The following is a 26,277-nucleotide window of genomic DNA, read 5'->3' on the forward strand; positions in this document are numbered from 1 at the left end:
CTTTACTCCGATACTTTCACGGGGATGCGGTTGGACGATGAGCGCTCTGCAGCGGCCGGTTCGACGACTGCCGGGACGGGCCCGCTGTTGTTCAGCAGCGAGGCGGCCGTCGCAACGGCGCCTGCAACGTCGCCGTCGTGCGGGTACAAAAGGGTCCGGCCGACAGTCAGGCCGCGAACACCGGGAAGCGCCAGCGCCGCTTGCCAGCTGGCGAACACCTCGTCCTGGGTTCCATCGGGGTCTCCGCCCAACAAAACCGTGGGCAGCGTGGTGGAGGCCATGACACGTTCCATCTCCGCTACAACCGGCAGTTTCATCCACGTGTAGGCGCTGGTGGAGCCGAGGCCCTCGGCGATGCCAACGGACTTGATCACAGCGTCTGCGCGGAGGTCGTTGCGGACCTTGCCGTGCGCATCACGAACGGACAGGAAGGGTTCAACCATGGCGATCAGCTTGCGTGCGGCCAGCGAATCGATGGCCTTGGCTGTGGCTTCAAGCGTGGCCACCGTGTCCGGATCGCCAAGGCAGATACGGGTCAGCATCTTGCCGCCATCAGCGCCGAGTGCTTCCAGGGCTTCGGCGGTGTGCCCGGTGAAGCGGTCGTCGAACTCGTTGACCAAACCGGCCAGGCCGCCGCGGTTCATGGAGCCGAAGATGAGTTTGCCGTCCAACGCCCCCAAGAGCAGAAGGTCATCCATGATATCCGGCGAGGCAAGGATGCCGTCCACGGCGGGGTTGGCCAACGCAATCTGGAGGCGGTCCAGGAGGTCCCGGCGATCAGCCATGGCCATCGGCTCCGTGCCAACTGCAAGGGCGCCGCGGGCGGGGTGGTCGGCAGCGACGATGAAGTTCTGGGTGTCGTGCTTCAAGCCCGGGTGCTTGCGGCGGGTGGCCGCAGCGCGGGCAACAGCCTCGGGGTCTTCGAGCCTGATCCGGCTCAGGTGCTCATAACGGCGTGGGTCATCGTTGAGGCTCAACGCACTGCTCCTTCTGCGAGGGTGGAGGAGGCTGCGAGAGTCGAGGAGGCTGCGAGAGTGGCACCAGGGACGGGCCGGCCGCGTTCCGCGAGCAGCGAGGTGACCTCGTCCGGCGTCGGCATCGCATCCGCGCACGACACACGGGAGGCGACAATCGCGCCCGAAGCGTTGGCGTAGTCGAGGACTTCCGACAGCGGCCAGCCGGACAGCAGTCCGTGACAGAAAGCGCCGCCGAAGGAGTCGCCGGCGCCCAGGCCGTTGACGGTTTCCACCGGGACAGGCGCCGAGACCACGCGCTCCGTGCGGGTCTTAGCCATCACGCCTTCAGCGCCAAGCTTCACGACGGCGATTTCGACGCCGGCCGCCAGTAGGCGGTCTGCCTGCTCGTCGGGCGTTCCCTCACCGACGGCCACAGCGCATTCTTTGTCGTTGCCGATCGCGACGGTGACGTGCGGGAGGATCTTGGCAACCTCGGCGCGGGCTTCGGCTTCCGAGGCCCAGAACATGGGGCGGTAATCCAGGTCCAAAATGGTGAATTGGCCCGGCTTCAAGCCGGTCCGGGGACGGGCCTGGTGTGCGGCGATGTGTGCGCTGCGGCTGGGCTCCTGGCACAGGCCGGTGACGGTGGACCAGAAGATTCCTGCTTCGCGGACGGCTTCCAGATCAAGCTCTTCGGCTTTGATCTGCAGGTCAGGCGCTGTGGGGAAGCGGCCGTAGAAGTACAGCGGGAACTCGTCCGTTGCGGGCTTGATCGCACAGAACGTCACTGCCGTGGGGTATTCCGTAACCGGAGAAACGAACGAATCGTCAACGTTGAACTTGTGAAGTTCGCGGTGCAGGTACTTTCCGAAGGCGTCATCGCCGGTGCGGGTGATGACACCGGTGCGGCGGCCGTGGCGGGCTGCCGCAACAGCCACGTTGGAGGGCGAGCCTCCCAGGTATTTGCCGAAGGACGTGACGTCCTCCAGGTCCACTCCGATGTCATTCGGGTAGATATCAACGCTGATGCGCCCGATCGTGAGTAGTTCGTGGGTCACGGTGATCGTTGACCTTTCTCTTGTGAACTCTGAACCTTTGAGCGCTGGGCCCCAATGCCTTGCCACCCCTCAGTGAGCGGGGCCACATGACTACTTTGCACCAGATTTCATGTCCTGTCAAAGGTTTGTACTGACATATTTACAACATGACACGGACAGCAATTACTTGCGTGGCACAGCCAGTTCTCCGGTGACATACTGGCTGCGCCCGAAGCCGAACGACCAATCCCCTGGAGTGTTCTCCACGTATCCCACGAAGACGTCCTCCCCGGCGATCCCCAGTTCTGCCAGGCTGCTCGCAATGGCCTCGAACAGCGAGCTTTTGGCCATCTGGCTGCGACCGCCCTGAGTGAAGATCTGGATCATCACAACGCCGGTCGTGCGCTCAAAGCCGAGCCCTGCATCCTGCGCCACAATCTGGCCCTGAGGATGTTCGGTGAGGATGTGGAAGTAGTCCCGCTCGGGAATCTGGTACTCGGCAAGAATCGCGTCGTGGATGGCGCGACTCAGGGCTGCCAGCCCCTCAGACGAGCGGCCTTGGTTGATGTCGATTCGAACAAGTGGCATTGTCACCCTCCTGAAATAGTTTGTCCTGACATACTAACAAATATACTTGCTCGGCGAAACAACAAAGTCCCATCGGAAACACCCAACGGGACTTTGCTCGAGCGTTGCGAGGCCCACTCTGCGCCCCAAAACACGCGAGTAGCACGTAAAACGGGCCCCACAACGAACACTCAAAGCACGACGGCGGCCCGGCACCTTCCGCGGGAAGGCACCGTGCCGCCGTCGAGAATGACACACAAACTCCTACCCGACACCCAACCCGACACAGGACACCCACATCCGGGCGTCACCAGCGAACATCCGCGTCCCCAGCGAACCTGCGCGTCACTCGTCCCCGCGCTGCACCCCAAAACACGCGAATACCCCGCACAGCCGGCCCCACAACGAACGCTTAAAGTACGACGGCGGCCCGGCACCTTCCGCGGGAAGGCACCGTGCCGCCGTCGTAAATGACACACAAACACGTACGCGACACCCAACCCGACACAGGACACCCACATCCGGGCGTCACCAACGAATATGCGCGTCACCAGCGAACATGCGCGTCACTGAGGACTGGCTTAAAGAACGACGGCGGCCCGGCGCCTTCCGTGGGGAAGGCACCGGGCCGCCGTCGTACTGTTTGTAAACCCTAGAGCGTTGCGAAAACTTCGCGCAGCAGCGTGGCGGTCTCGGACGGCGTCTTGCCGACCTTCACGCCTGCGGCTTCGAGGGCTTCCTTCTTGGCCTGGGCCGTACCTGCGGAGCCGGAAACAATGGCGCCTGCGTGGCCCATGGTCTTGCCCTCAGGAGCCGTGAAGCCGGCAACGTAGCCGACAACCGGCTTGGTGACGTTGGCCTTGATGAAGTCGGCTGCGCGCTCTTCAGCGTCGCCACCGATTTCACCGATCATGACGATTGCCTTGGTCTCGGGGTCAGCTTCGAACGCAGCCAGGGCGTCGATGTGCGTGGTGCCGATGATGGGGTCGCCACCGATGCCGATCGCGGTGGAGAAGCCGAGGTCGCGGAGTTCGTACATCATCTGGTAGGTCAAGGTACCGGACTTTGACACGAGGCCGATGGGGCCCTTGCCCGTGATGTTTGCCGGGGTGATGCCAACCAGGGCCTCGCCCGGAGTGATGATGCCGGGGCAGTTCGGGCCGATGATGCGGGTGATCTGCTTGCCGTCAGCGTCCACCTTGGACTGGGCGAGGGCCCAGAATTCGGCGGAGTCCTGCACCGGTACGCCTTCAGTGATGACCACAACGAGGCCGATGCCGGCTTCGATGGCTTCAACCACGGCGTCCTTGGTGAATGCCGGCGGAACGAAGACGATGGAAACGTCTGCGCCGGTTTCAGCGATGGCTTCCTTGACGGTGCCGAAGACGTTGATTTCCTTGTCGCCGTGAAGGACCGTGGTGCCGGCCTTGCGGGCGTTGACGCCACCAACAATGTTGGTGCCTGCCTTGAGCATCAGGGCGGTGTGCTTGGTGCCCTCGCCGCCGGTAATGCCCTGAACGATGACTTTGGAGTCCTTGTTGAGGTAGATAGACATTGTCGCGTCCCTTTACTTAGCTGCGTTGGCGAGCTCGGCGGCCTTGTCGGCGCCCTCGTCCATGGTGGCGGCCAGGGTAACCAGCGGGTGGTTGGCCTCGGTCAGGATGCGGCGGCCTTCCTCAACGTTGTTACCGTCGAGGCGAACCACCAGCGGCTTGTTCGCGGAGGAACCCAGCTCAGCCAGTGCACCGACGATGCCCTTGGCAACGGCGTCACATGCGGTGATGCCGCCGAAGACGTTCACGAACACGCTCTTGACCTGGGAGTCGCCCAGGATGACGTCAAGGCCATTGGCCATGACCTCAGCGGAAGCTCCACCGCCGATGTCCAGGAAGTTGGCGGGCTTGACGTTGCCGTGGTTCTCGCCAGCGTAAGCAACGACGTCGAGCGTCGACATCACAAGACCGGCGCCGTTGCCGATGATGCCCACTTCGCCGTCCAGCTTGACGTAGTTGAGGTCCTGCGCCTTGGCCTTGGCCTCGAGCGGGTCAGCTGCGTCCTTGTCTTCCAACGTTGCGTGGTGCACGTGGCGGAAGTCAGCGTTCTCGTCCAGGGAAACCTTGCCGTCGAGGGCAACGATCTCGCCTGCGCCGGTGCGGACCAGCGGGTTGACCTCAACCAGGGTTGCGTCTTCCTTCTTGAAGACGTCCCAAAGCTTCAGAATGACGTCGGCCACCTTGCCGCGCAGTTCTTCAGCGAAACCTGCAGCTGCGACGATCTCGTCAGCCTTGGCCTGGTCGATGCCCACAGCGGGATCGATGGCGATCTTGGCCAAGGCCTCGGGACGCTCAACGGCAAGCTGCTCGATCTCCATGCCGCCTTCAACCGAGCACATGGCCAGGTAGTTGCGGTTTGCACGGTCCAGGAGGACCGAGAAGTAGAATTCCTCGGCGATGTCTGCACCCTGGGCGATCATCACCTTGTTGACGGTGTGGCCCTTGATGTCCATGCCCAGGATGTTGGTGGAGTGCTCAAGCGCCTCTTCGGCAGTCTTGGCAACCTTGACGCCGCCAGCCTTGCCGCGGCCACCAACCTTAACCTGTGCCTTTACGACAGTTACGCCACCGATCTTCTCGGCAGCTGCCTTCGCTTCTTCAGGAGTGTGCGCCACGATGCCGGCGAGCACGGGTACACCGTGCGCTTCGAACATATCGCGCGCCTGATATTCAAACAGGTCCACGGTTTAGTGTCCTTCTACGTCGAAGTAGTTTTCTGTTCAGCCGGGAACCGCGATGACCGCGATAGCCAGCTGCGGAAAGTACGCGGTAAACAACCGGGATTGAAGCCGGTCACATTGCGTAAGGTCCTCTCGGAACTTTAGCCCTTTGAGGAGTCCCGCCAGCTACACACTACCTGTTAAGTGAGTAACCTTACACTTCTATCGGATGTAGAAAAACCGCATAATGACGCGGTTTTTGGGCTCTTCGACGGCTGTCCGGAGGCGATCAGGACGCTTGTTTCAGGCTCCCGCGGACCGTTTTGCCGCCGTCGGAAATCAGCTGGTACCCCTCGGGAGTCACGAAGAAGGCCACCCCACCGGAGACGTTTCCGCAGGCAACACCGCCGTTATACGCAGAGCAGCGCAAACCGTTCCGCTCAATATTCTGCCCCTCGGCCAACTCCCGCAGCTTGGAGATGGGCCCGTTGCGGCTGCCTTTGGGCCCAAACTCCGACTCCATTTGTGTTACGCCGGAACGACATGAGCCGTAGACGGCCTTGTCCGGTGAGAGGAGAACTGTGCCGCCGAGATAGCCCAGGCCCGTTCCGGCACAATCATCGGCAATGTCGGCCAACTCCGGCTTGGCATACTTCGCCAGTTCGCAATGAGCCACCGGGACCACGGCGAACTTGTTGTTGGCGGCGTCCGAGTAGGAGTTGGCCTCGTAGGGCAGGTTCAGGTGTCCACCCTTGGAGGATGTCAGGGCGCACACGATGGTCCGGTCCGTGGTGACGAAGGCGGTGACATCCTCGCCGGCGGACAAGGTGGTCTGCTCGGTGACGGGAACCTGTTGCAACTGCTCCAGGGGCGCCAGGGGGGCCGGCGGAACATAGTCCGGGTCCTCGGTGGCGAAGGAGCACCCTGTGGTCAAGACCAAGAGCGCGGCAGCAAAAATCCCCAGAACAGTCCGTCGCATGCCACCAATTATGCCGGTACCCTTACGCCGGACTGCCTCGGCGGCGCCGGAGGCCGTTCAAGACCATCAGTGTGGCGCCGGCGGTCAGCAGACCCGCGGCAGCCCACAGCATGGTGTGCAGCCTTCCGGACTCCAAACCGGTCGCCGCAAGTTCAGCGCTGGTAAGTTCAGCGCCCGACGCCGGGACCACTGCTCCTGCCGGAGTCACCGTCGTTGGAGGTGCTGGGGCGTCCGGAACTTCCAGGGCCGCGGTTGTGTTCGCCGCCGGAGGCTGTGCAACGACGGGTGGCCGGTTTTCGAGGACGGTCACGACTGTAGAGAAGACCCACTGTTTGTACAGACCGGAGTCACTGAAGTACACAAAGATCTGGAAAGACCCAGCCCTGGTAGGGATGCCCTGCAACACACCGTTGTCATCAATGGTGAGCCCGTCCGGCCCCGGATCGTGCCACGACAAACTACCAGCCATATGGCGTGGCGTCGCCCACCAAAAATCATATGGTGCCACGCCCCCGGTAACGGAAGCGATCTTCGCCGAATACGGTTCACCCAAGACTGCCGGCGGAACGGCGAAGCCCATCGGCTGTGGCCTCGAGGCCCGAACAGTCAACGTAAACTCCGCATCGACGGATTCATGGAGATCGGAGAACCGCACGGTGAACTTGTATGTTCCCGCGGCAGTCGGAGTGCCGGAAGCGGCGTTCTGCCCCCACGACATCCCCGGCGGAAGAGCACCTGCAACCACAGCCGTGCTGTATGGCTGGGCACCCACTGTCCAGACCAGGATGCTCTCGCTGTACCAGGCTCCAACGACGCCGTCAGTGAACTTCTCCGTGCCTGTCGCGGTTCTGAATTGGGGAGGTGCGTAGTCGTAGAAGTCCACGGTGACCTCTTGGACCAGTGCTTGCGCGGGGTCTGACGAATCCGACACCGTGACGCTCATCCGGAAGTAGCCCTCTTGAGTGGGCATGCCGGTGAACCTGAAGCTCGCGGGGTCAAACGTCAGACCGGGCGGGACGTCACTGACAGTAGCAGTGTACGGAGCAGTTCCGCCGGAGATCACCAGCGGTGCATCGTACGCCTTGGTGAGGTATCCCCTGTCCACGTAAGACCGCACAGCCAAGGGATCAGAGAGGTCCGCATCGGCTTGTGCACGGGCCTCGTGCCGCGTCTCGGCGGCCGGATTCGTCGGGGGTTTCGTGGCGGGCGGTTCGGTCACCACTGGTTCGACGACGGCCGGCTGGGGCGCCCCGGAGATGGCGCCGGCCGTTGGCGTCGGACTTGCGGTTGCTGCAGGCTCGCTGGACGACGCTGACGGCTCCGCATCGGCGATCCCAGGCGGAGCGAACTGGAGCGCAAGGGCGCTCGCCACGACCCCAACCAACAGCAGCCTCGCGGCCTTACCAAATAATCGACGTTCCCCCACAAAAGCGCCCACGCGCGTCCTCCCCCACAGGAATACAACCTTTGGGCGTTGCAGGGTGGGACAGCAAACAATCGTCGTCCCCTGTGCAACGCCCGGTCAGTCTAAGCCGGGAGGGAAAGCAGGACAATGGCTACGGATGCCGGCGAAGATCAAGCATCCAGTTTGGTCAGGGGCGCATACCGCAACAGCAGACGCTTCTCGCCGACGTCGAACTTCACCTTGGCAACTGTCTTGTCGCCAGCGCCCTCGACGCCCAGCACTACGCCATTGCCAAAGCTCGTGTGGTTGACTTTGTCCCCCACCACCACGGAAATGACTTCCTTCTGCGGCTGGACCCTGTTGCGTGCGACGGCGGCAGGAACGTCGGCGTCGAACCCTGCTGTGGGGCTGGCGGCAACTCCGCGGGAGGTGCCCGCACCCCAGAAGGAACCGCCATAGCGGTTGGAACCTATGGGTGCGCTGCCCCAGCCTCCCGCCTGGCGACTCATGCCTTCGCGCTTCCACTCCACCAGTTCGGAGGGTATTTCTTCGAGGAACTGGCTGGCAGGGTTGTACTGGCTTTGGCCCCACATGCTGCGGACCTCCGAGCGGGTGACGTACAGACGCTTGCGTGCACGCGTCAGGCCAACGTAAGCCAGCCGACGTTCCTCTGCGAGTTCCTTGGGATCCGTGGCCGAGCGTTGGTGCGGGAAGATTCCGTGCTCCATGCCGGTCAAGAAGACCACAGGGAACTCCAGGCCCTTTGCGGTGTGAAGCGTCATGAGCGTGACGACTCCCATGCGCTTGGCTTCTGCCACCGCGGCATCAATGTCCGCGCCGGGAGCGTCGGGGATCTGGTCGGCGTCTGCCACCAACGAAACCTGTTCCAGGAACTCGCCCAACGATCCGTCCGGGTTGTCGCGCTCATACTCACGGACTACGGCCACCAATTCGGCAAGGTTCTCCACACGGGATTCATCCTGCGGATCATTGCTCGCTCGCAATCCTGCAAGGTACCCGGTTTGCTCCAGCACGGCTTCGAGCGCCGCTGCGGCTCCCGAGCCGGACGCTACCTCAGCGAGGTCGTCGAGCAGCTTCACGAAGCCCAAAACAGCGTTGACCGAGCGCGTAGCCATGCCAGGCGCCTGGTCCGCCCGGCGCGCAGCAGCCATGAAGGATGTGCGCTCACGCTCCGCGAGGGCAGCTACTGCTCCCTCGGCGCGGTCGCCGATCCCCCGCTTGGGTTCGTTCAACACGCGGCGGAGGTTGACGTCGTCGTCCGGGTTCACCAAGACGCGCAGGTACGCCAGCGCATCCTTGATTTCCTTGCGTTCGTAGAAGCGGGTGCCGCCAACAACTTTGTACGGCAGGCCAACCCGGACCAGGACATCTTCGATGGATCGGGATTGTGCGTTGGTCCGGTAGAAGATGGCGACATCGCCGGGACGCAGGCCTTCCTCGTCCTGCAGGCGGTCAATCTCCTTGGCAATGAACTGGGCTTCGTCGTGCTCGTTCTCACCCACGTAGCCGACGATCTTCTCGCCGTCGCCCTCCGCGGTCCACAATCGCTTTTCCTGGCGGTTGGGGTTGCGGGAAATCACCGAGTTGGCCGCGCTGAGGATGTTCTGCGTGGACCGGTAGTTCTGCTCCAGTTTGATGGTGCGGGCGTTGGGGTAGTCGGCCTCGAACTCCACGATGTTGCGGATGTCCGCGCCGCGGAAGGCATAGATGGACTGGTCGGAGTCGCCCACCACCGTCAGTTCGCTGGGTTGGACGTCCGTATCCGTCCCCAGGCCCACGATTTCCCTGACCAAGGCGTACTGGGCGTGGTTGGTGTCCTGGTACTCGTCCACCAGGACGTGCCGGAAACGCCGGCGGTAGGACTCTGCGAGCGCCGGGAAAGCCCTGAACATGTACACGGTTTCCGCAATGAGGTCGTCGAAGTCCATGGCGTTCGCCTGGCGGAGTCGCTGCGTGTAGCCCTTGAAGACCTCGGCCACGGCGGTTTCAAAGGGGTCGTTGTAGTTGGCGGAAGAAGCGTAGGAATCGGCGTCGATCAGTTCGTTCTTGAGGGCCGAAATTTTGTGCTGAATGGCCTTGGGCGCGAACTTCTTGGGATCAAGGTCCAGGTTCTTGGCCACCAGGGTGATGAGGCGCAGCGAGTCCGCGGAGTCGTAGATGGAGAAGTTGGAGTTGAGTCCAACGTTGGCTGCTTCCCGGCGGAGAATCCGGACGCAGGAGGAGTGGAAGGTGGAGATCCACATACCCTTGGCCCGGGCCCCCACCAAGGCTTCGATGCGTTCCCGCATTTCTGCCGCTGCCTTGTTGGTGAAGGTAATGGCCAGGATTTCGCCGTGGTGTGCCCGCTTGGTAGCAATGAGGTAGGCGATCCTGTTACTCAGCACACGGGTCTTGCCGGAGCCGGCCCCGGCCACGATCAGCAGGGGGCTGCCTGCGTGCTTGACTGCCTCTTCCTGCTGTGGATTCAGCCCCTGAAGCAAGGCGTCGGCAGTTGGCAGGCCGGAGCCACCTTGGTTGCCCCACCCTCCCGACGCCGGGCTCTGCGGACTGTCCGGAGACGCGCCGTTTCCGTCCTGGAGGCGGGCGCCGGACGCGCCACCGCCGGAGTGGGAAAGCTCCGGGGCAGCCTTGACTGCGGCTTTGGTGCCAGCTTTGAAGGGTCCGTCTGCGTAGGGGTCAAACAACATATCCATGGTGCCTACCAGTCTAGGCGGTGCCCCCGACACTATAGGGCGCGGTGGTCAGCCGCGGCGGCTCCTAGGCAAATTGGGGCGCGGTGGTCAGCCGCGGCGGCTCCTAGGCAAATTGGGGCACGGAGGTTAGGGCCGCACTCAACTCGCGGACCGCCGTCGGGCCTCCTGCCACGAACCAGTTCATCCCGTTGACCTTGACGACGGCGGTGTCCCCGCCTGCCGCTCGGACGATCGCCTTACCCGGGAGCCAGTCCCATTCAGGGCAGCTGTGCTGGAACCAGCAACCGAGTTCGCCGTCGGCGACGCGGCCGAGGTCGCAGGAACCGGAACCAAACATCCGCAGGGATGCGGCGGAGACTGCCGCTGCGTGCCACGGCATGGCAGTGCGAGGGTCCGCAAGCCAGGTGGGGTGGATGTAGGTGGCAGCGCAGATTTCGGCAACAGCAGCATCGCCCGCGCCGGAAATGGGGTCGCCGTTGAGAGTGGCCGGATGGTCCTCACCACCCAGCCAAAGCTTGTCCAGTTCAGGCTGGTAGATGGCCCCCAACAGCACCGAAGGGTCCACCACCGGGTTGCCGCCGTGGTCGGAATCGTCACGTTTGAGGGCGATGGCCGAGCACCAGTATGTGGAGCCGTGCAGGAAGTTATAGGTGCCGTCAACAGGATCGATCACCCAGGTGCGTCCGCTGGTGCCCGCCACCGAGGCGCCTTCTTCGCCGAGGATGCCGTCTTCCGGGCGGCAGCGCCGCAACTGGTCCAGGACGTAAGCCTCTGCCGCGTGGTCCGCGGCCGTGACGACGTCGGAAATGGACGTCTTGCGTTCGCCCTGGAGGCCGCCCATCCGCATGAGCAGCGCCAGCTGGCCTGCTTCACGGACCAGCGCACTGGCCAATTGGTAGTCATCGAGGGAAGGATCGAGTTCAGTTGCGGTGTGCCTGCCGGTGGTCATGGTTCCAGCTTAGGTGGCGGGATAATGAATGACATGGCCAAGACACCAGCCCAGCGCATCAAGAAGCACGGATCCAAGGCAGTGGTTCCGGACCACTCGCTGCCTCCCGTGATCAACAACACCACGCAGCGCACACCTGAGAAGGCGCAGAGCAACTCCAAGCTCATCGTGATCGCCGGCGTTGTGGCCAGCCTGTTCCTTTTTTGGTATCTGCACCTGCTGACCCTGAATCAGATGACTCAGCTCTCCGGCGGCTTGGCCATGCCGGACTCGCTGATCGGCGGATTCTCGCAGGATTACGTGGCCCAGCTTCGCGATGCGATGGACGAGTCGGCGCGCGGCCAACTGAACTATGTCCATAAGACCGCCGGCACGCTGTTCCCGTTGATCTTCGGGTTCAGCTGGCTGTTGCTGATCGGCACTAACGTAGCGCGGAAGTCCTGGCGCTGGGCCATGTGGGCGGCGCCCCTGCTGTTCGCCGTGGCCCACCTCTGGTCCAACGTCGCCATCGATTCGATGCTGGCAGCGGAAACGCCCGACGCCGGCTCGGTGGCCTTGGCTTCCGGCCTCACCGTTGCGTCGTGGGTGCTGTTCCTGCTTAGCCTCGTCTGCGGAGTAGTGGCTGTGTTCCTGGGGAGGAAAAACCGCAGCTGAACCGCCGACTGCCCAGGGTGGTTCCGCCAAGGGCACATCTCCCCATTCCTCCCGCGTCGACCCCCTGAGTAGGGTGAAGCTCGTCGGCGTCGCGTGCCGGCGAATCGACATTGGGGGAAATCATGGGGGCACCACGGGCGGATGCAGCGCTCAACATCCTTGAGGTCAGCGGACTCGCTTGGGCCGAAACGGTCCGCCGAGCCATGGAGTCGATGCCGTTTGAACCGGATGCCGACGTGTCCAGGCTCTGGGCGTCGGCGCAGGTCCGGATCGGCCGGGAACTGGATGGCGTGGATCACCGGGACGTCAGGGCCGAACTGCGCCGGGCTGGAATCGTAGACTCCCAAGGGGTCCTCGTACCCCAGTGGATTCTGGCCGTGGGCATCGCCGCCACGGCTCCCGTGAAGGCCGCCACCGTGGTGCAGTGGCCGGACCAGTCCATCCATACGGAAACAGGACTGGCGGGAGGGCGGGGTGTCGGCGTCACCTATCGGCGCCGGATCCGGCACCAGCCGGACGGTTCAGCGGTGACGGAAGTCCGCAACGCCGTGGAGGTTTCCTTCTTCCAGGAGGAAGACGCCTGGGCGGCCCTCAGCCGCCATTTCCCCGACCTCTCGGAACATCGCACGGTGCCGCACGACGCCGTTGCCACCGGCACCACCATCCATCTTGAGGTTTCGGCCAGCCAGGCAGGGCCAGGGTGGAACGGGCACCCCTTTGCCAGCCGGCACATGTGGTCAATGACGGACCGACTCTATTCTGTGGGAACCGATCCAGCAGACGGAAACACGCCCACCTTGACTGCCGTTCCCGGCACTGACATCGGCCGCGAGTTTGCTTGGCGCCTGCTGGGCGCCCGCGAGTACTTGGCCAGCGCTGCGGACGGGAAGGCCCGCGCATGAGCCTCTACGGTATGGATGTGGAAAGTGGGCGTCGCCTCAGCGACGAGTTTGCCCGCAGCAGCAATCGGCTCCTGGATCTGAGCGGCAACCTGACACCCATCATCAGCAATGTCGAATGGCGGGGCGAGGACGGTCAGCGTTTCACGAATGACTGGATGGGGTACCGCCGCCAGCTGGTCGCCGCGGCCCATGCCCTCGCTGCGGCGTCCGAGGCTGTGAAACGGAACGTTGAGGAGCAGGCAACTGTCAGCAGCAGCACGACTGCTGGCGCCGGCCGGTCCAGCGGCACATCACTGCTTGATCGGCTCTTCGACTCCGCAGCGGACGCGGCGGAGGACCTGTGGGACTCCGCCGGAGTGGTCACGTCAGTGCTCGAGGATCCAGCGCTGAACGCGTGGCACGTGGTCCAGGATGCGATGCCCGGTCCGTTGGGGAACCTGATGGATGCCGGAGAGAACCATGCCTCCCGGTTCGGTGATTTTGTGAATATGGGGTGGGGTTGGCTCGCAACGGGCGAACCGCCGTCCGTCACCGAACTCTTTTCCAACGGCGTCCTGTTCCTGGCTGCTACCTGGAACACCGCCGCCACTGCCGGCAGTTTCGGTTTCCTCAACCCCCACCTGTTCGATGACGGCAGGCCGGTCGCCGGGGAGCCAATCCCCGTGGGTGTAGGAAACCAGGACGAAACAGACCAGAACGGGCGAACAGTCACACCCGCCCCTTCCAGCATCAGCGCCATCCTTGCCGCCACCGACGCCGCCTACAGCGACCCCGGAATGGCGGGGACGCCGGATACCGGCATCCGGATCACCACCGTCGAGAAACCAGGCGAGCCACCCGCCTACATCGTCAGCATTCCCGGGACCACTCGATGGTTGCCGGACGGTGCGGCAAATCCCACCGACCTCACCGGGAACCTCGAACTTGCGGGCGGCAACTTATCCACCGCCGCCGAGGCCGTTCAACTTGCCATGGAGAAAGCCGGCATCCCCCAGGACGCTCCCGTCATGTTGTCCGGGCACTCCCAAGGTGGCATGATCGCCACAGCCCTGGCGGCGGACAGTGGGTTCACCGATCAGTTTAATGTCACCAACGTGGTCACGTTCGGCTCCCCCGTTGACTCCACACCGATTCCGCCGTCCATCGACGTCCTGGCCCTCCAGCACAGTGGGGATCCTGTTCCGCGGGTGGATTTGGAAGATGCCACCGTGGTGCCGGGCGTAGGCGTCACTGCCAGCCGGGACAACAACGCCACGGTCGTGACGTTGCCTAATCCGGACATCCAACCGGGAATCGCCGGGATCAGCTACCACGACTCCTATCGTTACGTTGCCTCCGTGGCGGAGCAGGAGGCCGGGGGTCCGATTGCCCAGTACAGTCAACAAGAATCCACACAACAATTTCTGACCAGCAATGCCAGCCAGGTCACCTCCACGGTGTCCAATATCTCCCGAAAGCAGTAAACGTGCGCACACTCTTCACGGCGGTCCTGTCTGCCGCTTTCGCGGGGCTGCTCCTTGTTGGCCTTTGCGCTTGCGGACCCGGAGGCGCTTCCAAAGCTGAACGTCTTGGTAAGGACATAAAGGACGCAGCGATGTCAGTCCCTGGTGTGGAGTCGGCCAGCGTGAACGTCAATATGAACACGTCCGGGAACTTCATCAGCGTCAAATTGGTGGGGAACAGCACAGATCAAACCGCCCTTGCGGACGTACTGGGCAATGCCCTGCCACCTATGTTGGAGAAAACCAAGGACGTGGAATCGGGGTCCTTCGCCATCAGCATCTTCTCCCCGGACGATTCAGTCTCGGCAGGGGCATCCGCGCTTGGCTATACCGGCGGAAAATCGCTGAGCAACTTCCGCGATTACTTCCTCAGCGGTTCCTGAGTCCCTTCCGTTCTGTGTAGAGCCTCTGGGCAATCACCAGTCCCGCAGCTGCCAGCCCAATTGTCACCGGGTATCCCATGAACCGCTCCAAGGTGCCCGGCTGGGGCACGTCCATTCCGGTAGCGCCACCGATCACCAGCGCCACGAGGCAGCTCAGTCCGCAGGCAAAAAGGAACCAGCTAACGGGCGTCTGACGGAACCACAGGATGCCCAACAGGAGCAGGGCAAACCCTCCGCCGATGAAGAACATCAGCGCTCCTGCAAAATGCCAGGGTGAGTCCAGGTCTTCAGGCACCAACCCCACAATGACCGTCCCAATGCCGGCCACTGCGGTAAGGATGCGGATGGCAACCGCTACCATCCAAGGCGCTGTCAGCACTCGGGTGGGCAACGAATCATGGGCTACAGCGCGGAAACGCCTGGCCGCCACGCCCGGCCGTGCCGCGACGCACAGGAGACCCGCGGTCAGGAATACGGCGCCCAGGAGGATGCCCAGACCCTGGACCACAAACGAGGCGTTCATCAGCCAATGCAAAGGCGAACAAACGGCCCTGTCCTCGTACACACCGCAGGACACCGCTCCGAGGTCGCTGATGTATCCGGTAGCCCTGCTATAGGGTTCCGGCCCAGCCCATGCCTCGATGACGGCGGCCTCCGCCACGAAGTACTGGACCACGCTCAGTTGCGCCCAGCCGCCAATGTTTGCCCGGACGCTGCGGACATCGGGAAAGAAGGATCCGGCCTGAACCGCCGCCGCTGAATGCCCTTTCATGATCGCCAGCCTAGCCGTGTTCGGGCAGCGCCCCGGCAGCTTGTATGCTTGTAGTCGTGTCCGGGCCCTTGAGCTCCAGCAGTGGGATTCTGAGCCATGGACACACAGGCCCTCGTAGCTCAGTGGATAGAGCACGGCTCTCCTAAAGCCGGTGTCGTTGGTTCGATTCCAATCGAGGGCACTTGAACCACCAGCAGCCCATCCAGGACTTGCGGGCCTATCTGGCCGGCAGCTGGGCTGTGGAGCGAACCCTCCTGGATCGGGCCTCAGGCACCCGCGGAAGCTTTTCCGGCGTCGTGCTGTACACCGAAAACCCCGACGGCGGCCTGGACTACCGCGAAGACGGCACCATGCATTGGCCTACTCATACAGGCCCGGCGTTCCGCGAGTACGTGCTCGCGCCGGGTGCTGCGCCGGATTCCCTGGAGGTGTTTTTCCCCGACGGCCGGCCTTTCCACGTCATGGCCTTCTCCGAAAAGGGCCACGAGGACAAGCACTGGTGCGATCCCGACGACTACCGGGTCACCTACACGTACAACGGCCCGGATTCATTCAGCTTCACCTGGGATGTCCGTGGACCCGCCAAGGATCTGTTGCTTGAATCGCACCTTGTCCGAATCAACGCCGGGAGGCAAGAGTGACAGCCACGCACCTTATTGTGGTCAGCGCCGTCTGCGTCTACAACAACGACGGGCACCTCCTGACCGTCCGCAAGCGCGGCACAGACAAATTCATGCACCCCGGCGGCAAACCCGAACCCGGCGAAACCGCGGCCCAAGCTGCTGCACGGGAGCTGTCCGAGGAAGTCGGCATCGAGGTATCGCCGGAGCATCTGGAGCCACTGGGTGTCTGGCTCGCCGTGGCCGCCAACGAAGCGGCCACCACCATCGAAGCAACTGTCTTCACCGCGCCCGGAACCTGGGAAGCGCACCCTTCGGCCGAGATCGCGGAAATCCGCTGGCTGGACCTTGAAGCGCCGTTGCCCACAGACCTGGCGCCGCTACTGACGGACCACGTCCTTCCAGCGCTCAAGTAGCGCTACAGCTCCGGGACAGCTTCCTGCGCCACAGCCGTGGCTTCAGCGAACTGGGTTTGGTACAACTCGGCGTAGCGGCCCTCCGCGGCCAGCAGCTCGGTATGCGTGCCTCGCTCCACGATCCGCCCGTCCTCCACCACCAAAATGGCGTCAGCGGCACGGATGGTTGACAGCCGGTGCGCAATCACGACGGCGGTTCGCCCCTCGAGCGCCTCCCCCAAGGCCGCCTGGACGGCGGCCTCGTTGGTGGAGTCAAGCGCGGCCGTCGCCTCGTCGAGGATCACCACCTTCGGCTGCTTGATCAACAAACGGGCAATGGTGAGCCGCTGGCGTTCACCACCCGAAAGCCGGTAACCGCGCTCGCCCACCACAGTTTCCAGGCCGTCGGGCAAGGACCGGATCATCGGCTCCAAGCGAGCCCGCCGGAGAACATCCCACATGTCCTCTTCGGTGGCTTCGGGCCGGGCAAGCCGCAGGTTGGAGGCGATGGTTTCGTGGAACAGGTGGCCGTCCTGGGTCACCATGCCCAACGTCTCCCGCAGTGAGTCGAAGCTGACATCACGTACATCAGTACCTGTACCAGGGCCGTCGCCGCCAAGGCGCACCGCTCCGGAATCAACATCGTACAAACGGGAAAGCAGCTGTGCCACGGTGGACTTGCCCGCACCGGAAGAGCCCACCAGGGCAACCGTCTGTCCGGGTTCCACCCGGAAACTGACCCCGTGGAGGACTTCCTCCCCACCGCGGGTGTCCAGGGTGGCTACGTCCTCCAAGGAAGCCAGCGATACCTTTTCCGCCGAGGGGTAGGAGAAACGGACGTCGTCGAACTCAACGGCCACGGGACCGGAAGGAACAACTGCCGCATCAGGCTTCTCCGTGATGAGGGGCTTGAGGTCCAGGATCTCAAACACGCGCTCGAAGCTGACCAGCGCGCTCATGATCTCCACGCGGGCGTTGGACAACGCAGTCAATGGCGCGTAGAGGCGGGTCAGCAGGAGCGCCAGTACCACCACATCGCCCGGAGCAAGTTGACCGCCAATGGCCAGCCAACCACCCAATCCATACACCAAGGCGAGGGCCAGGGCCGACACCAGCGTCAGGGCAGTGACGAACGTGAACTGCAGCATGGCGGTCCGGATTCCGATATCCCGGACACGGCCCGCGCGGGCCGCGAATTCACGCGATTCCTCATCCGGGCGGCCGAACAGCTTCACCAGCGTGGCACCCGGAGCGGAGAACCGCTCTGTCATCTGCGTGCCCATGGCGGCGTTGTGGGCCGCGGCTTCACGGCGGAGGTCCGCCAGCTTGGAGCCCATCCGCCTCGCTGGTATCAGGAAGATCGGCAGCAGCACCATGGCCAGGACGGTCACCAGCCAGGACGTATTAAGCATGACGACCAGCGTGAGGGCCAAGGCCACCACGTTGCTGACGACACCGGACAAGGTGCCGGCGAACGCGGACTGTGCCCCGATGACGTCGTTGTTCAAGCGGCTGACCAAGGCACCCGTCCGGGTCCTGGTGAAGAAGGCGATGGGCATGCGCTGCACGTGATCGAACACGCGGGTCCGCAGGTCCACAATGACGCCTTCACCAATGATGGAGGACAGCCAACGCGTCACGAGGCCCACGCCTGCTTCACCTACGGCCACGATGGCGATCAGGACGGCCAACCAAATGACCGTGCCCACACCTGCGTTGGCAATGATGGCGTCAACCACCTGGCCTGCGAGCACGGGCGTGGCAACAGCCAGGAATGCACCCGCGATGGAAGCAATGACGAAGGCAATCAACTTGCCCTTGTGCGGGGCCGCGAAGGCCATGACGCGCTTCAGCGTCTCCTTGGAGAACGGCTTCGACCCGCTCTTGGCGGTGGTGATGTTGTACAGCGAGCTCCAGGCCACGCGGTCCATGCTCATGCGTTACTTCTCCTGGCTTGGGGTGTGATGCAGTTCCTGGACCTGGCCGTTTTCCAGGTGCCAGCGCGAATCGAGACGAACGTTTTCAAGCAGCCGGCGGTCGTGGGTGACCAGCAACAGTGCGCCCTCGTAGCTCTCCAGGGCTTCTTCCAGTTGTTCAATAGCCGGGAGGTCCAAGTGGTTGGTGGGCTCGTCCAGCACCAGCAGGTTGACGCCCCGGGCCTGCAGCAGTGCGAGCGCGGCCCGGGTCCGCTCCCCCGGGGACAAGGAATCCACGGTGCGCGACGTGTGGTCTGCCTTGAGTCCGAACTTGGCCAAGAGGGTGCGGACATCCGCGCTGTTCCAGTCCACCAGCACAGCTTCCACTGCGTCACCAAGCTGCCGCCCGCCGTCGAGCAGTCCGCGCGCCTGGTCTATTTCGCCAATGGCAACGGAGGCACCCATGGAAGCCTCGCCGTCGTCCGGTTCCTGCGTCCCCAACAACAGACGCAGGAGCGTCGACTTGCCGGCGCCGTTGGGTCCGGTGATGCCGATGCGCTCGCCCCCGTTGAGTTGGAGGTTGACCGGTCCCAGTGTGAAGTCGCCCTGGCGCGCGACGACGTCACGCAAGGTCGCGACGACGGCACTTGAGCGCGGCGCCTGGCCGATGCTGAACTGCAGCTGCCATTCCTTGCGGGGCTCCTCCACCTCCGTGAGCCGGGCAATGCGGGACTCCATCTGGCGGACTTTCTGTGCCTGTTTCTCGGACGATTCGGTGCTGGCAGCGCGACGGATCTTGTCGTTGTCCGGGTTCTTCTTCATTGCGTTCCGGACACCCTGGGAGCTCCACTCCCGCTGGGTGCGCGCACGGGACACCAGGTCGGCCTTGGTGTTGGCGAATTCTTCGTAGCGTTCCCGGGCATGCCGCTTGGCCACGGCGCGTTCTTCCAGGAAGGCCTCGTAACCGCCGTCGTAAACGGCCACGGAGTTCTGGGCGAGGTCCAACTCCACCACTGTGGTGACGCAGCGGGCCAGGAACTCGCGGTCGTGGGACACCAGGACCACCCCGCCGCGCAGGCCCAGGACAAACGCCTCAAGGCGCGCCAGCCCCTCGAGGTCAAGGTCGTTGGTGGGTTCGTCAAGGAGAACCACGTCGAAACGGCTGAGCAGCAGCGCGGCCAAAGCCACCCGCGCGGCCTGCCCGCCGGAGAGTCCCGTCATCAACGCATCAGCGCCCAGGTCCAACCCGAGATCGGCCAGGACAGCGGGAACACGGTCCTCAAGGTCCGCCGCGCCGGACGCCATCCAGCGGTCGAAAGCCAGGGAGTAGGCGTCATCCGCTCCCGGGGCCCCGGAGCCGAGGGCTTCGGCGGTGGACTCCATCTCCGATGTTGCCTGAGCACAGCCGGTGCGGCGTGCGATGTAGGCTGCGATGGTCTCGCCCGGCGTGCGCTCGTGTTCCTGCGGCAACCAGCCCACAAAAGCATCCGATGGAGCCAGGCTGACGGTTCCCTCCTGCGGCTGGTCGACGCCGGCCAGGATGCGGAGCAGCGTTGATTTGCCCGCGCCGTTGGCGCCCACCACGCCCACCACATCGCCGGGCGACACGGTCACGGAGAGGCCCGAAAAAAGAGTGCGATGGCCGTGGCCGCCGGCAAGATCCTTGGCCACCAAGGTTGCTGTCATTGTGTATCCTCCAGCAGGGAAACGCAGAAAATCAGGCCGCGATTCCCGCGGGCATGGAAAAACCCGTTGGTCCGGACTTGGGGGGTGTACGGACCAACGGGTTCAAGCATCAAGCATAATTCAATGTGGCGTCGGCGTAAAATCGATTCGTACTCCCACTTGCGGCCTACCACTGCCCTGCCCCGTGCTCCGTCCCAGAAGGTTCCACATGCCCTTGCAATCCAAGGCGTTCCAGCGCTGGCTTCATGGCGTTGCGCCCGATGCCAGCACCGCTGACGTCTGCAGGATCGCGGGCATCAAACGAACAACCCTGGCCCAGCAACTGGTCCGCGGCAAGGTAGCCGAGTCCACCTTGGTGAGCATCAGCCGGGGCTTCCACATCAATCCTGTCCAAGCCCTCTCCACTTTCGATCTCTACTCCGAACTCCGCGGCGACCCCGTCCCACCCACAGGCTGCGAACTGGTGAGCCAGGTCGCCACCATCGACCTGCTGCGGGCAGTGGTTGAACGCAGCGAGCCCGGTTCCGCCGCTGCTGCACCCCTCTCCGAGCCACCGCACCCTACGTCTGTGCGGAACTGGGTGGACGCGATCGACGACGGCGAGTTGCGGCACCGGGTCAGTGACGCCACCGGGATCGCACCCCAAAACTTTTCGGCCCACCTGACCGCCAACAGGCTCCCCCCCGAACTGGCGATCGCCACCTCCCGTGCAGCCGGCGTCGGCCCTGCAGGAGGCCTGGTGGCCGGAGGACTCATTACAGAAGCCGAAGCCGGTTGGCCACCGAATGCCCGTCAGGAAGCCCTCGACAGGATGTCCCAGAGCGCGCTGGTAACCCTGGCAGGCGAACGGCTCCTGGCGTTGGGAAAGACGCTGCGCCGCCAGGAACAAGACCACGAACGAACTGAAAGAATTTGGGAGAACCTCGGATGACGGCCGTCCTGCCTTGGGTAACTCTGGTTGTTTGCCTTGCTGTCACCGTTGCACGGATCCCCAGTGCACTGCGCGGAGAGAACCGGGTGGTGTTCTACATCTTCTCGCTGATCTCCCTCAGCATCTTCATCAGCATCGAGGCGCCGTACCTGGTCCTGGACAGCTGGCTGGGTGGGATGAACATCGGCAACCTGATCCTGCGCTTCCTGCTGTACACCACGTTCTTCCTGATGGGCATCAAGATCGCCACCGCGTTCGGCTCGTCATCAGCCGTCCGAGCCATCCGAGGACCTGTCGGCCTGACCGTGGCGGCAATCGTGGCAGTCCTGACCGTGTACTTCTTCGTCATCACGGACACCCAAGGTTCATCGGCCGGCATGAGCGGATTGAGATGGGGGCCATCCTTGGAGGCCTATGCGTTCATGGGCCGCTTCTACCCAGGCTTCGTTGCAGCTTGCCTGGTGCCTGCCATCTGGCGCACCGTGGTGAGCCCGGCACCTGTGTTGCTCCGCGTTGCTTCAGCTTTGCTGCTTTTGGGGCTGTGCCTGCTCCTGCTGTCCCAATTCTTCCCCTTGATCCCCTTTTCCGAGGCGTGGCTTCGGGTCCTCATCAATTATTCGGCCGCCATGTCCACATGCATCGGTCTGGCCGGGATTTGGTTCTCCAAGGCCTATGCGAGACGAAAACGACGACTTTCAGCGTAAGACTTTCACAAAACCATTAGACCGTGGCACAATCATGAATGTGTGAACGCGGCTGCAGCCTGACACCGGAATCAGAGAACGGGTTTCCGGTGGATGTGGCGCCCACGGGATCACAATTGGGGGGATGAGTGGTGGCGGGCTGTTGGGGACCGCCCCCACTCAGCCTTTTTAACGCACCTTTACCCGGTGCCGGTGTCCACCGCCGTGCCCGTTCCCTCCGGTGACTAAGATGGCTCCATGAACAGCCTCCGCACCCGACGTTCCATCCTTGCCGCCACCTTGGCTTCCGCTGCCCTCGCCCTCTCTGCGTGCGGCGGCGGCTCAGCACCGGCGCAGTCCGGCGGAGACACCTCCCTGTCGGAGGTGAAATCCAAGGGTGAGCTGGTCGTCGCCACTGAGGGCACGTACCGCCCCTTCAGTTTCCATGCAGACGGGGCCGGGGAACTCACCGGATTCGACGTTGAGATTGCGCAGGCCGTAGCCGGAAAACTCGGCGTCAAAGCAACCTTCCAGGAAACGCAGTTCGATGGCATCTTTGCCGGCCTGGACGCCAAGCGCTTCGATGCCATCGCCAATCAGATTTCCATCAATGACGAGCGCAAGGCCAAGTACGATTTCTCCACGCCGTACACCATCTCCACCGGCGTCGTGGTCACCAAGTCGGACAACAGCAGCATCAACAGCTTCGCCGACCTCAAGGGCAAGACCACCGCCCAGTCGCTGACCAGCAACTTCTACAAGATGGCCGTGGAAGCCGGCGCCAACGTCCAGGCCGTCGAAGGCTGGGCCCAGTCCGCCACCTTGGTGCAGCAGGGGCGCGTGGATGCCACCGTGAACGACAAACTCACGTACCTCGACTACGCCAAGACCACCCCGGATTCGGGCTTGAAGGTGGCTGCAGAGGCACCGGACAAGACTGAGAGTGCCCTGGTGTTCCGGAAGGGCTCCACGGAGCTCACAGCGGCCGTGGACAAGGCGTTGGCCGACCTCCAGGCGGATGGAACCCTGGCAAAAATCTCGGACAAGTACTTCGGCGCGGACGTCACCAAGTAGATGAACTGGGACCTCATCTGGAGTTCCTTCGGACCGCTCATCACAGGGGCCGTCACGGGGACCATCCCCCTGACGCTCGCTTCCTTCGCCTTTGGCCTGATCCTGGCCCTGGTGGTTGCCTTGATGAGGCTCAGTTCAAACTGGCTGCTCTCGGGCATCGGCCGTTTCTACGTCTCGGTCATTCGCGGCACTCCTCTGCTGGTGCAGTTGTTCGTGATCTTCTTCGGCCTTCCCAGCATCGGGATCCGGCTTGATCCGTGGCCCAGTGCCATCATTGCTTTTTCACTGAACGTGGGTGGCTACGCGGCCGAGATCATCCGCGCTGCCATCCTTTCGGTGCCCAAGGGCCAGTGGGAGGCGGGCCACACCATTGGCATGTCCCGCCCGCAGACGCTGGTGCGCATCATCCTGCCCCAGGCCGCCCGCGTCTCTGTTCCTCCACTGTCCAACACGTTTATCTCGCTGGTGAAGGACACCTCCCTCGCTTCGCTCATCCTGGTCACCGAACTGTTCCGCAACGCCCAGCAGATCGCTGCGTTCAGCCAGGAGTTCATGGCCCTGTACCTGCAGGCAGCTTTGGTCTACTGGGTCATCTGCCTCGTCCTGTCCACAGCGCAGTCCGCCGTGGAGAGGAGATTGGACCGCTATGTCGCCCACTAACAACCCGGAACCCCGCGCAGCTTCGGTCCTGAAGGCAAGGAATCTCGCCAAGGCCTTTGGCAGCAACAAGGTGCTGCGGGACATCGACATCGATATCCGCCGCGGCCAGGTGGTGGCCCTGATCGGGCCTTCGGGTTCGGGCAAGACCACCGTCCTGCGCTCACTCAACGGACTTGAAGTTCCCGACGGCGGCACGGTCACCTTTGGCGGTACCGGCACCAATGGCGACACTTCCGGAGGCCTGTCCATCGATTTCGGAAGCAAGGTTGGGAAGAAGGACATTGCCGCCCTGCGCGACCGCAGTGCCATGGTCTTCCAGCACTACAACCTGTTCCCGCACATGACAGTGCTCAAAAACATCATCGAAGGTCCGGTGCAGGTGCAGAAGCGCCCCAAGGCGGAGGCCATCGCAGAGGCCGAACGCCTGCTGGAGCGGGTGGGCCTGGCCGACAAACGCGATGCCTATCCCTTCGAGCTCTCAGGAGGCCAGCAGCAGCGTGTGGGAATCGTGCGGGCACTGGCCCTCAAGCCACAGTTGCTCCTGTTCGACGAGCCCACGTCCGCCTTGGATCCGGAACTGGTGGGAGACGTCCTGGGGGTCATCAAGGAGCTCGCGGAAGAGGGCTGGACCATGGTCATCGTGACCCATGAGCTCGCCTTCGCCCAGCACGTGGCTGACGAAGTCATCTTCATGGACGGCGGCGTTGTGGTGGAGCGGGGGCCCGCCGCCGAAGTGCTGCGAGCACCCCGGCAGGAACGGACCAAGCTCTTCGTCAAGCGGTTGCAGCACGACGTTTAGCCTTTCTGAAAAACTTTGGGGGATCAGACATTGGAAGAGACAAGCAAGGAATCCGGGCGGGGCAGCTCCCGGCGTACCGGGATCATTGTGGTGGCAGTCGTCATTGCGTTGGTTGCCGGTGGTTTCGGCGCCTGGTTCGCCTTTTTCCGCCCGTCCGGAGTGCAGCGTGCGGACGTGGAGAGCCTGGACAAGCAGCGGGGCATTGTGGATCGGTCCATGAACCTCTACGACCCGTTGCTGGAGGAGTTCACGGCACGATACACGAACGTGGTCGCAGAGGAGGAAGGGGACCAGCAAAAAGAGCAGGTGTTCAACCAGGAAAGCGATCTGATCAAACGCGAGTCGGACGTAAACACCGGCAGGCTCGATGCCATGGCCCACTCCCCTGTGACGCAGGAGGCGGAGATCGCTGAGGCGTTCCGGCGGTTCAAGGAACACTATGGGGCCGTGATCGCCTACAACGACCAGCGGCTCATCAATACGGCCAACATCACCCGTTCGATGGGCGGCCCTTGCGCTCCTCTCCACAAAGACCTGAATGTCAGCGGCGAGAACTATGCGCAGGAGTACGTCGAGACGGCCGATTCCTGCCTGCTGGCCCTGGCAAGCGCCAAGGACAAGGCGGATGCGGACACCGTGCAACTCCTGGAGGGAATCGAAGGCGTCGTCAGAGGACAGCGTGACAAACAGCAGGAAGTCCTGGATACCACGGACGACCTCGCACGCCTTGCCAAACGCACGACGGCAGGGGTTGCCATGCTGGACATCAACGATGCCCTGGACAAGGTTCGAACCACGTATGAGGACGCCGTGAAGGCCAGCTCAACCAAGCTCGTCGATGACGCGAATGCCTCCAATGCCGAGCTCGAACGTGTCCTGAAATCACGGCTGGACCAATTTGGGGCCGCCGGCCAGGAGGGGAAATAAGCCATGACCAACGAGAACCCCGGCATCACCCCCGCCGCTGCCCGCCCGCGGCGCCGCCCCGTCATCCTGGTGGCCAGCATCGTCCTTGCCGTTCTGGTGATTGCCATCGGTGCCGTTGTGGCCGTCAACAACTTCGCCGGGCAGCAGAAGTCTGAAAGCCTCTCCGCGTTGAAGGGGGACCGCCTCAACGCACTGGGCGATGCCAGGGGCAAGGTCCAGCCGGCAGCCAACGCGTACCTGGCCGCCTACAAGAAGGCCCGGAACGCCCCTGCCTCGCGGGACCAGGCCCAGAAGGACAGCCAAAAAGAAAAAGAAGAATTCCAGCAGGCCTCGAATTCCGCCCGGTCTGCCCTGCAGGAGCTGAAGTCAGGGAATGGCTCCGGCGACACCCCCGTAGGAGTGGCAGTTCAGCAGCTGGTCGAATCCCATGAGGACTACTTCGACTACATGGAAGGCCTGGTGGAGTCCTACCCTCAATTTGAGGGCCTCTTCCGCGGTGATGATGCGGCCGGATGCAACGGACTGTTCGTCGGCTCTAAAGCTGCCAGTCTGCGGGAGCGCCAAACCCTGCTGGCCCAGGCTGCTGCTCCGTGCCGAAAAGCGGCAAGCGAGCTGTTGCAGTCAAAGAACAATGCCTACGTGGAGTTCGCCCGAAGCTTCAACAACAAGGTGGCTGAGCTGGAGGAACGCGCCGAGGTCACGGCCAAAGGCGAGGAAAATTACGCTGAATTCGTTCGGCTCAAGGATGACTTCGTCAAAAGAGCAGACGATGCTGAAGCCCGCAACGCCCCCGACGCGGAAGTGCAGAAAATTGCCGACGACGCCAAGGCCGTCAACGCCCAAATACGTGCCAACCGCTCCGAGTTCGACTTCGCAGCCAAGCGCTACCTGGCCGGAGTGAAGGAAATGCCGTCGCTGGTGGAGAACGTCTTTGCCAAGGAAATCTCAGCCGATATCAAGCACTTCGACTCAGTGATCCCTGCCAGGGAACAGATCCTCAAGGACACGATCGACGTGGAGCTGACCGCTAACTAGCTCACGGTTGAGGGTCCC

General features: G+C 63.2%; 25 protein-coding genes and 1 tRNA gene. 14 read left to right on the plus strand and 12 right to left on the minus strand.

Annotation, left to right across the window (positions count from 1 at the left end):
• Positions 1-2 precede the first annotated feature (2 nt).
• The 9 genes from FQP90_RS01710 to FQP90_RS01750 all read right to left on the minus strand — a co-directional run bounded on the left by FQP90_RS01710 (position 3) and on the right by FQP90_RS01750 (position 11,320).
• A complete protein-coding gene (locus tag FQP90_RS01710; RefSeq protein ID WP_144648009.1) occupies positions 3-977 on the minus strand; it encodes a Cgl0159 family (beta/alpha)8-fold protein in 975 nt (324 codons plus the stop codon).
• Positions 974-2,014: a 5-dehydro-2-deoxygluconokinase gene (gene iolC, locus FQP90_RS01715; protein ID WP_144648010.1), complete on the minus strand. Its 1,041-nt coding sequence runs from the start codon at positions 2,012-2,014 to the stop codon at positions 974-976. The genes FQP90_RS01710 and iolC overlap by 4 nt, the downstream gene beginning before the upstream one ends.
• Positions 2,015-2,176: 162 nt before the next feature.
• Positions 2,177-2,581, minus strand: coding sequence for a tautomerase family protein (locus tag FQP90_RS01720; RefSeq protein ID WP_144648011.1), 405 nt, complete (start codon positions 2,579-2,581; stop codon positions 2,177-2,179).
• Between the two features lie 631 nt (positions 2,582-3,212).
• Entirely contained in the window at positions 3,213-4,115 is a 903-nt protein-coding gene (gene sucD / locus FQP90_RS01725; protein WP_144648012.1) for a succinate--CoA ligase subunit alpha, read from the minus strand.
• Positions 4,116-4,127: 12 nt separating this feature from the next.
• A complete protein-coding gene (sucC, locus tag FQP90_RS01730) occupies positions 4,128-5,297 on the minus strand; it encodes an ADP-forming succinate--CoA ligase subunit beta (RefSeq protein ID WP_089593935.1) in 1,170 nt (389 codons plus the stop codon).
• Positions 5,298-5,562: 265 nt separating this feature from the next.
• On the minus strand, positions 5,563-6,252 hold the full coding sequence (locus tag FQP90_RS01735) for a hypothetical protein (protein ID WP_144648013.1): 690 nt from the start codon (positions 6,250-6,252) through the stop codon (positions 5,563-5,565).
• Between the two features lie 22 nt (positions 6,253-6,274).
• Positions 6,275-7,624 carry a putative Ig domain-containing protein gene (locus FQP90_RS01740; protein WP_167510393.1) on the minus strand — a complete coding sequence of 450 codons (1,350 nt, stop codon included), beginning with the start codon at positions 7,622-7,624 and terminating at the stop codon, positions 6,275-6,277.
• 203 nt (positions 7,625-7,827) lie between these two features.
• The gene (pcrA, locus tag FQP90_RS01745) at positions 7,828-10,371 is read right to left on the minus strand and encodes a DNA helicase PcrA (RefSeq protein ID WP_144648015.1); all 2,544 of its coding nucleotides are present in this window, start codon (positions 10,369-10,371) and stop codon (positions 7,828-7,830) included.
• A 103-nt stretch (positions 10,372-10,474) separates the two neighbouring features.
• Positions 10,475-11,320: an inositol monophosphatase family protein gene (locus FQP90_RS01750; protein ID WP_144648016.1), complete on the minus strand. Its 846-nt coding sequence runs from the start codon at positions 11,318-11,320 to the stop codon at positions 10,475-10,477.
• A gap of 33 nt (positions 11,321-11,353) precedes the next feature.
• On the opposite strand from FQP90_RS01750, the gene FQP90_RS01755 reads away from it, so the two are divergent.
• The 4 genes from FQP90_RS01755 (at position 11,354) to FQP90_RS01770 (ending at position 14,761) form a co-directional block, all read left to right on the plus strand.
• A complete protein-coding gene (locus FQP90_RS01755) occupies positions 11,354-11,974 on the plus strand; it encodes a hypothetical protein (protein WP_144648017.1) in 621 nt (206 codons plus the stop codon).
• A 122-nt stretch (positions 11,975-12,096) separates the two neighbouring features.
• Positions 12,097-12,876: a hypothetical protein gene (locus tag FQP90_RS01760; RefSeq protein WP_144648018.1), complete on the plus strand. Its 780-nt coding sequence runs from the start codon at positions 12,097-12,099 to the stop codon at positions 12,874-12,876.
• A complete protein-coding gene (locus tag FQP90_RS01765) occupies positions 12,873-14,339 on the plus strand; it encodes a PGAP1-like alpha/beta domain-containing protein (protein ID WP_144648019.1) in 1,467 nt (488 codons plus the stop codon). Before FQP90_RS01760 ends, FQP90_RS01765 begins: the two co-directional genes overlap by 4 nt.
• Positions 14,340-14,470: 131 nt before the next feature.
• Positions 14,471-14,761: a hypothetical protein gene (locus FQP90_RS01770; protein ID WP_244296432.1), complete on the plus strand. Its 291-nt coding sequence runs from the start codon at positions 14,471-14,473 to the stop codon at positions 14,759-14,761.
• Here FQP90_RS01770 and FQP90_RS01775 read toward each other — a convergent pair.
• Positions 14,748-15,533, minus strand: a complete 786-nt coding sequence (locus tag FQP90_RS01775; protein ID WP_144648021.1) for a DUF998 domain-containing protein — start codon at positions 15,531-15,533, stop codon at positions 14,748-14,750. The genes FQP90_RS01770 and FQP90_RS01775 overlap by 14 nt on opposite strands.
• A gap of 108 nt (positions 15,534-15,641) precedes the next feature.
• On the opposite strand from FQP90_RS01775, the gene FQP90_RS01780 reads away from it, so the two are divergent.
• The 3 genes from FQP90_RS01780 (at position 15,642) to FQP90_RS01790 (ending at position 16,569) form a co-directional block, all read left to right on the plus strand.
• A tRNA-Arg gene (locus tag FQP90_RS01780) sits at positions 15,642-15,714 on the plus strand.
• Position 15,715: 1 nt separating this feature from the next.
• Positions 15,716-16,174 carry a DUF6314 family protein gene (locus tag FQP90_RS01785; RefSeq protein ID WP_144648022.1) on the plus strand — a complete coding sequence of 153 codons (459 nt, stop codon included), beginning with the start codon at positions 15,716-15,718 and terminating at the stop codon, positions 16,172-16,174.
• Entirely contained in the window at positions 16,171-16,569 is a 399-nt protein-coding gene (locus tag FQP90_RS01790) for an NUDIX hydrolase (protein WP_144648023.1), read from the plus strand. Before FQP90_RS01785 ends, FQP90_RS01790 begins: the two co-directional genes overlap by 4 nt.
• A 2-nt stretch (positions 16,570-16,571) precedes the next feature.
• Here the strand turns inward: FQP90_RS01790 and FQP90_RS01795 are convergent, their stop codons facing one another.
• The gene (locus FQP90_RS01795; RefSeq protein ID WP_144648024.1) at positions 16,572-18,485 is read right to left on the minus strand and encodes an ABC transporter ATP-binding protein; all 1,914 of its coding nucleotides are present in this window, start codon (positions 18,483-18,485) and stop codon (positions 16,572-16,574) included.
• 3 nt (positions 18,486-18,488) lie between these two features.
• Positions 18,489-20,150 (minus strand): ABC-F family ATP-binding cassette domain-containing protein, encoded by a 1,662-nt coding sequence (locus FQP90_RS01800; RefSeq protein WP_144648025.1) that lies wholly within the window; start codon positions 20,148-20,150, stop codon positions 18,489-18,491.
• Between the two features lie 208 nt (positions 20,151-20,358).
• Here FQP90_RS01800 and FQP90_RS01805 point away from each other — a divergent pair, with 208 nt between their 5' ends.
• From FQP90_RS01805 to FQP90_RS01835, 7 genes are all read left to right on the plus strand, one after another.
• Positions 20,359-21,081 (plus strand): hypothetical protein, encoded by a 723-nt coding sequence (locus tag FQP90_RS01805; RefSeq protein WP_144648026.1) that lies wholly within the window; start codon positions 20,359-20,361, stop codon positions 21,079-21,081.
• Positions 21,078-21,785 carry a hypothetical protein gene (locus FQP90_RS01810; RefSeq protein ID WP_144648027.1) on the plus strand — a complete coding sequence of 236 codons (708 nt, stop codon included), beginning with the start codon at positions 21,078-21,080 and terminating at the stop codon, positions 21,783-21,785. The genes FQP90_RS01805 and FQP90_RS01810 overlap by 4 nt, the downstream gene beginning before the upstream one ends.
• Positions 21,786-22,022: 237 nt before the next feature.
• Positions 22,023-22,838 (plus strand): amino acid ABC transporter substrate-binding protein, encoded by an 816-nt coding sequence (locus tag FQP90_RS01815; protein ID WP_144648028.1) that lies wholly within the window; start codon positions 22,023-22,025, stop codon positions 22,836-22,838.
• Positions 22,839-23,498, plus strand: coding sequence for an amino acid ABC transporter permease (locus tag FQP90_RS01820; protein WP_090820407.1), 660 nt, complete (start codon positions 22,839-22,841; stop codon positions 23,496-23,498).
• Positions 23,485-24,297 carry an amino acid ABC transporter ATP-binding protein gene (locus FQP90_RS01825; protein ID WP_144648029.1) on the plus strand — a complete coding sequence of 271 codons (813 nt, stop codon included), beginning with the start codon at positions 23,485-23,487 and terminating at the stop codon, positions 24,295-24,297. The genes FQP90_RS01820 and FQP90_RS01825 overlap by 14 nt, the downstream gene beginning before the upstream one ends.
• Positions 24,298-24,327: 30 nt before the next feature.
• A complete protein-coding gene (locus FQP90_RS01830) occupies positions 24,328-25,224 on the plus strand; it encodes a hypothetical protein (RefSeq protein WP_208759908.1) in 897 nt (298 codons plus the stop codon).
• A 3-nt stretch (positions 25,225-25,227) separates the two neighbouring features.
• A complete protein-coding gene (locus FQP90_RS01835) occupies positions 25,228-26,259 on the plus strand; it encodes a hypothetical protein (protein ID WP_144648031.1) in 1,032 nt (343 codons plus the stop codon).
• Positions 26,260-26,277: the final 18 nt, after the last annotated feature.

The organism is Paenarthrobacter nitroguajacolicus (assembly GCF_007786235.1).
In the GTDB taxonomy this organism is placed as follows: domain Bacteria; phylum Actinomycetota; class Actinomycetes; order Actinomycetales; family Micrococcaceae; genus Arthrobacter; species Arthrobacter nitroguajacolicus_A.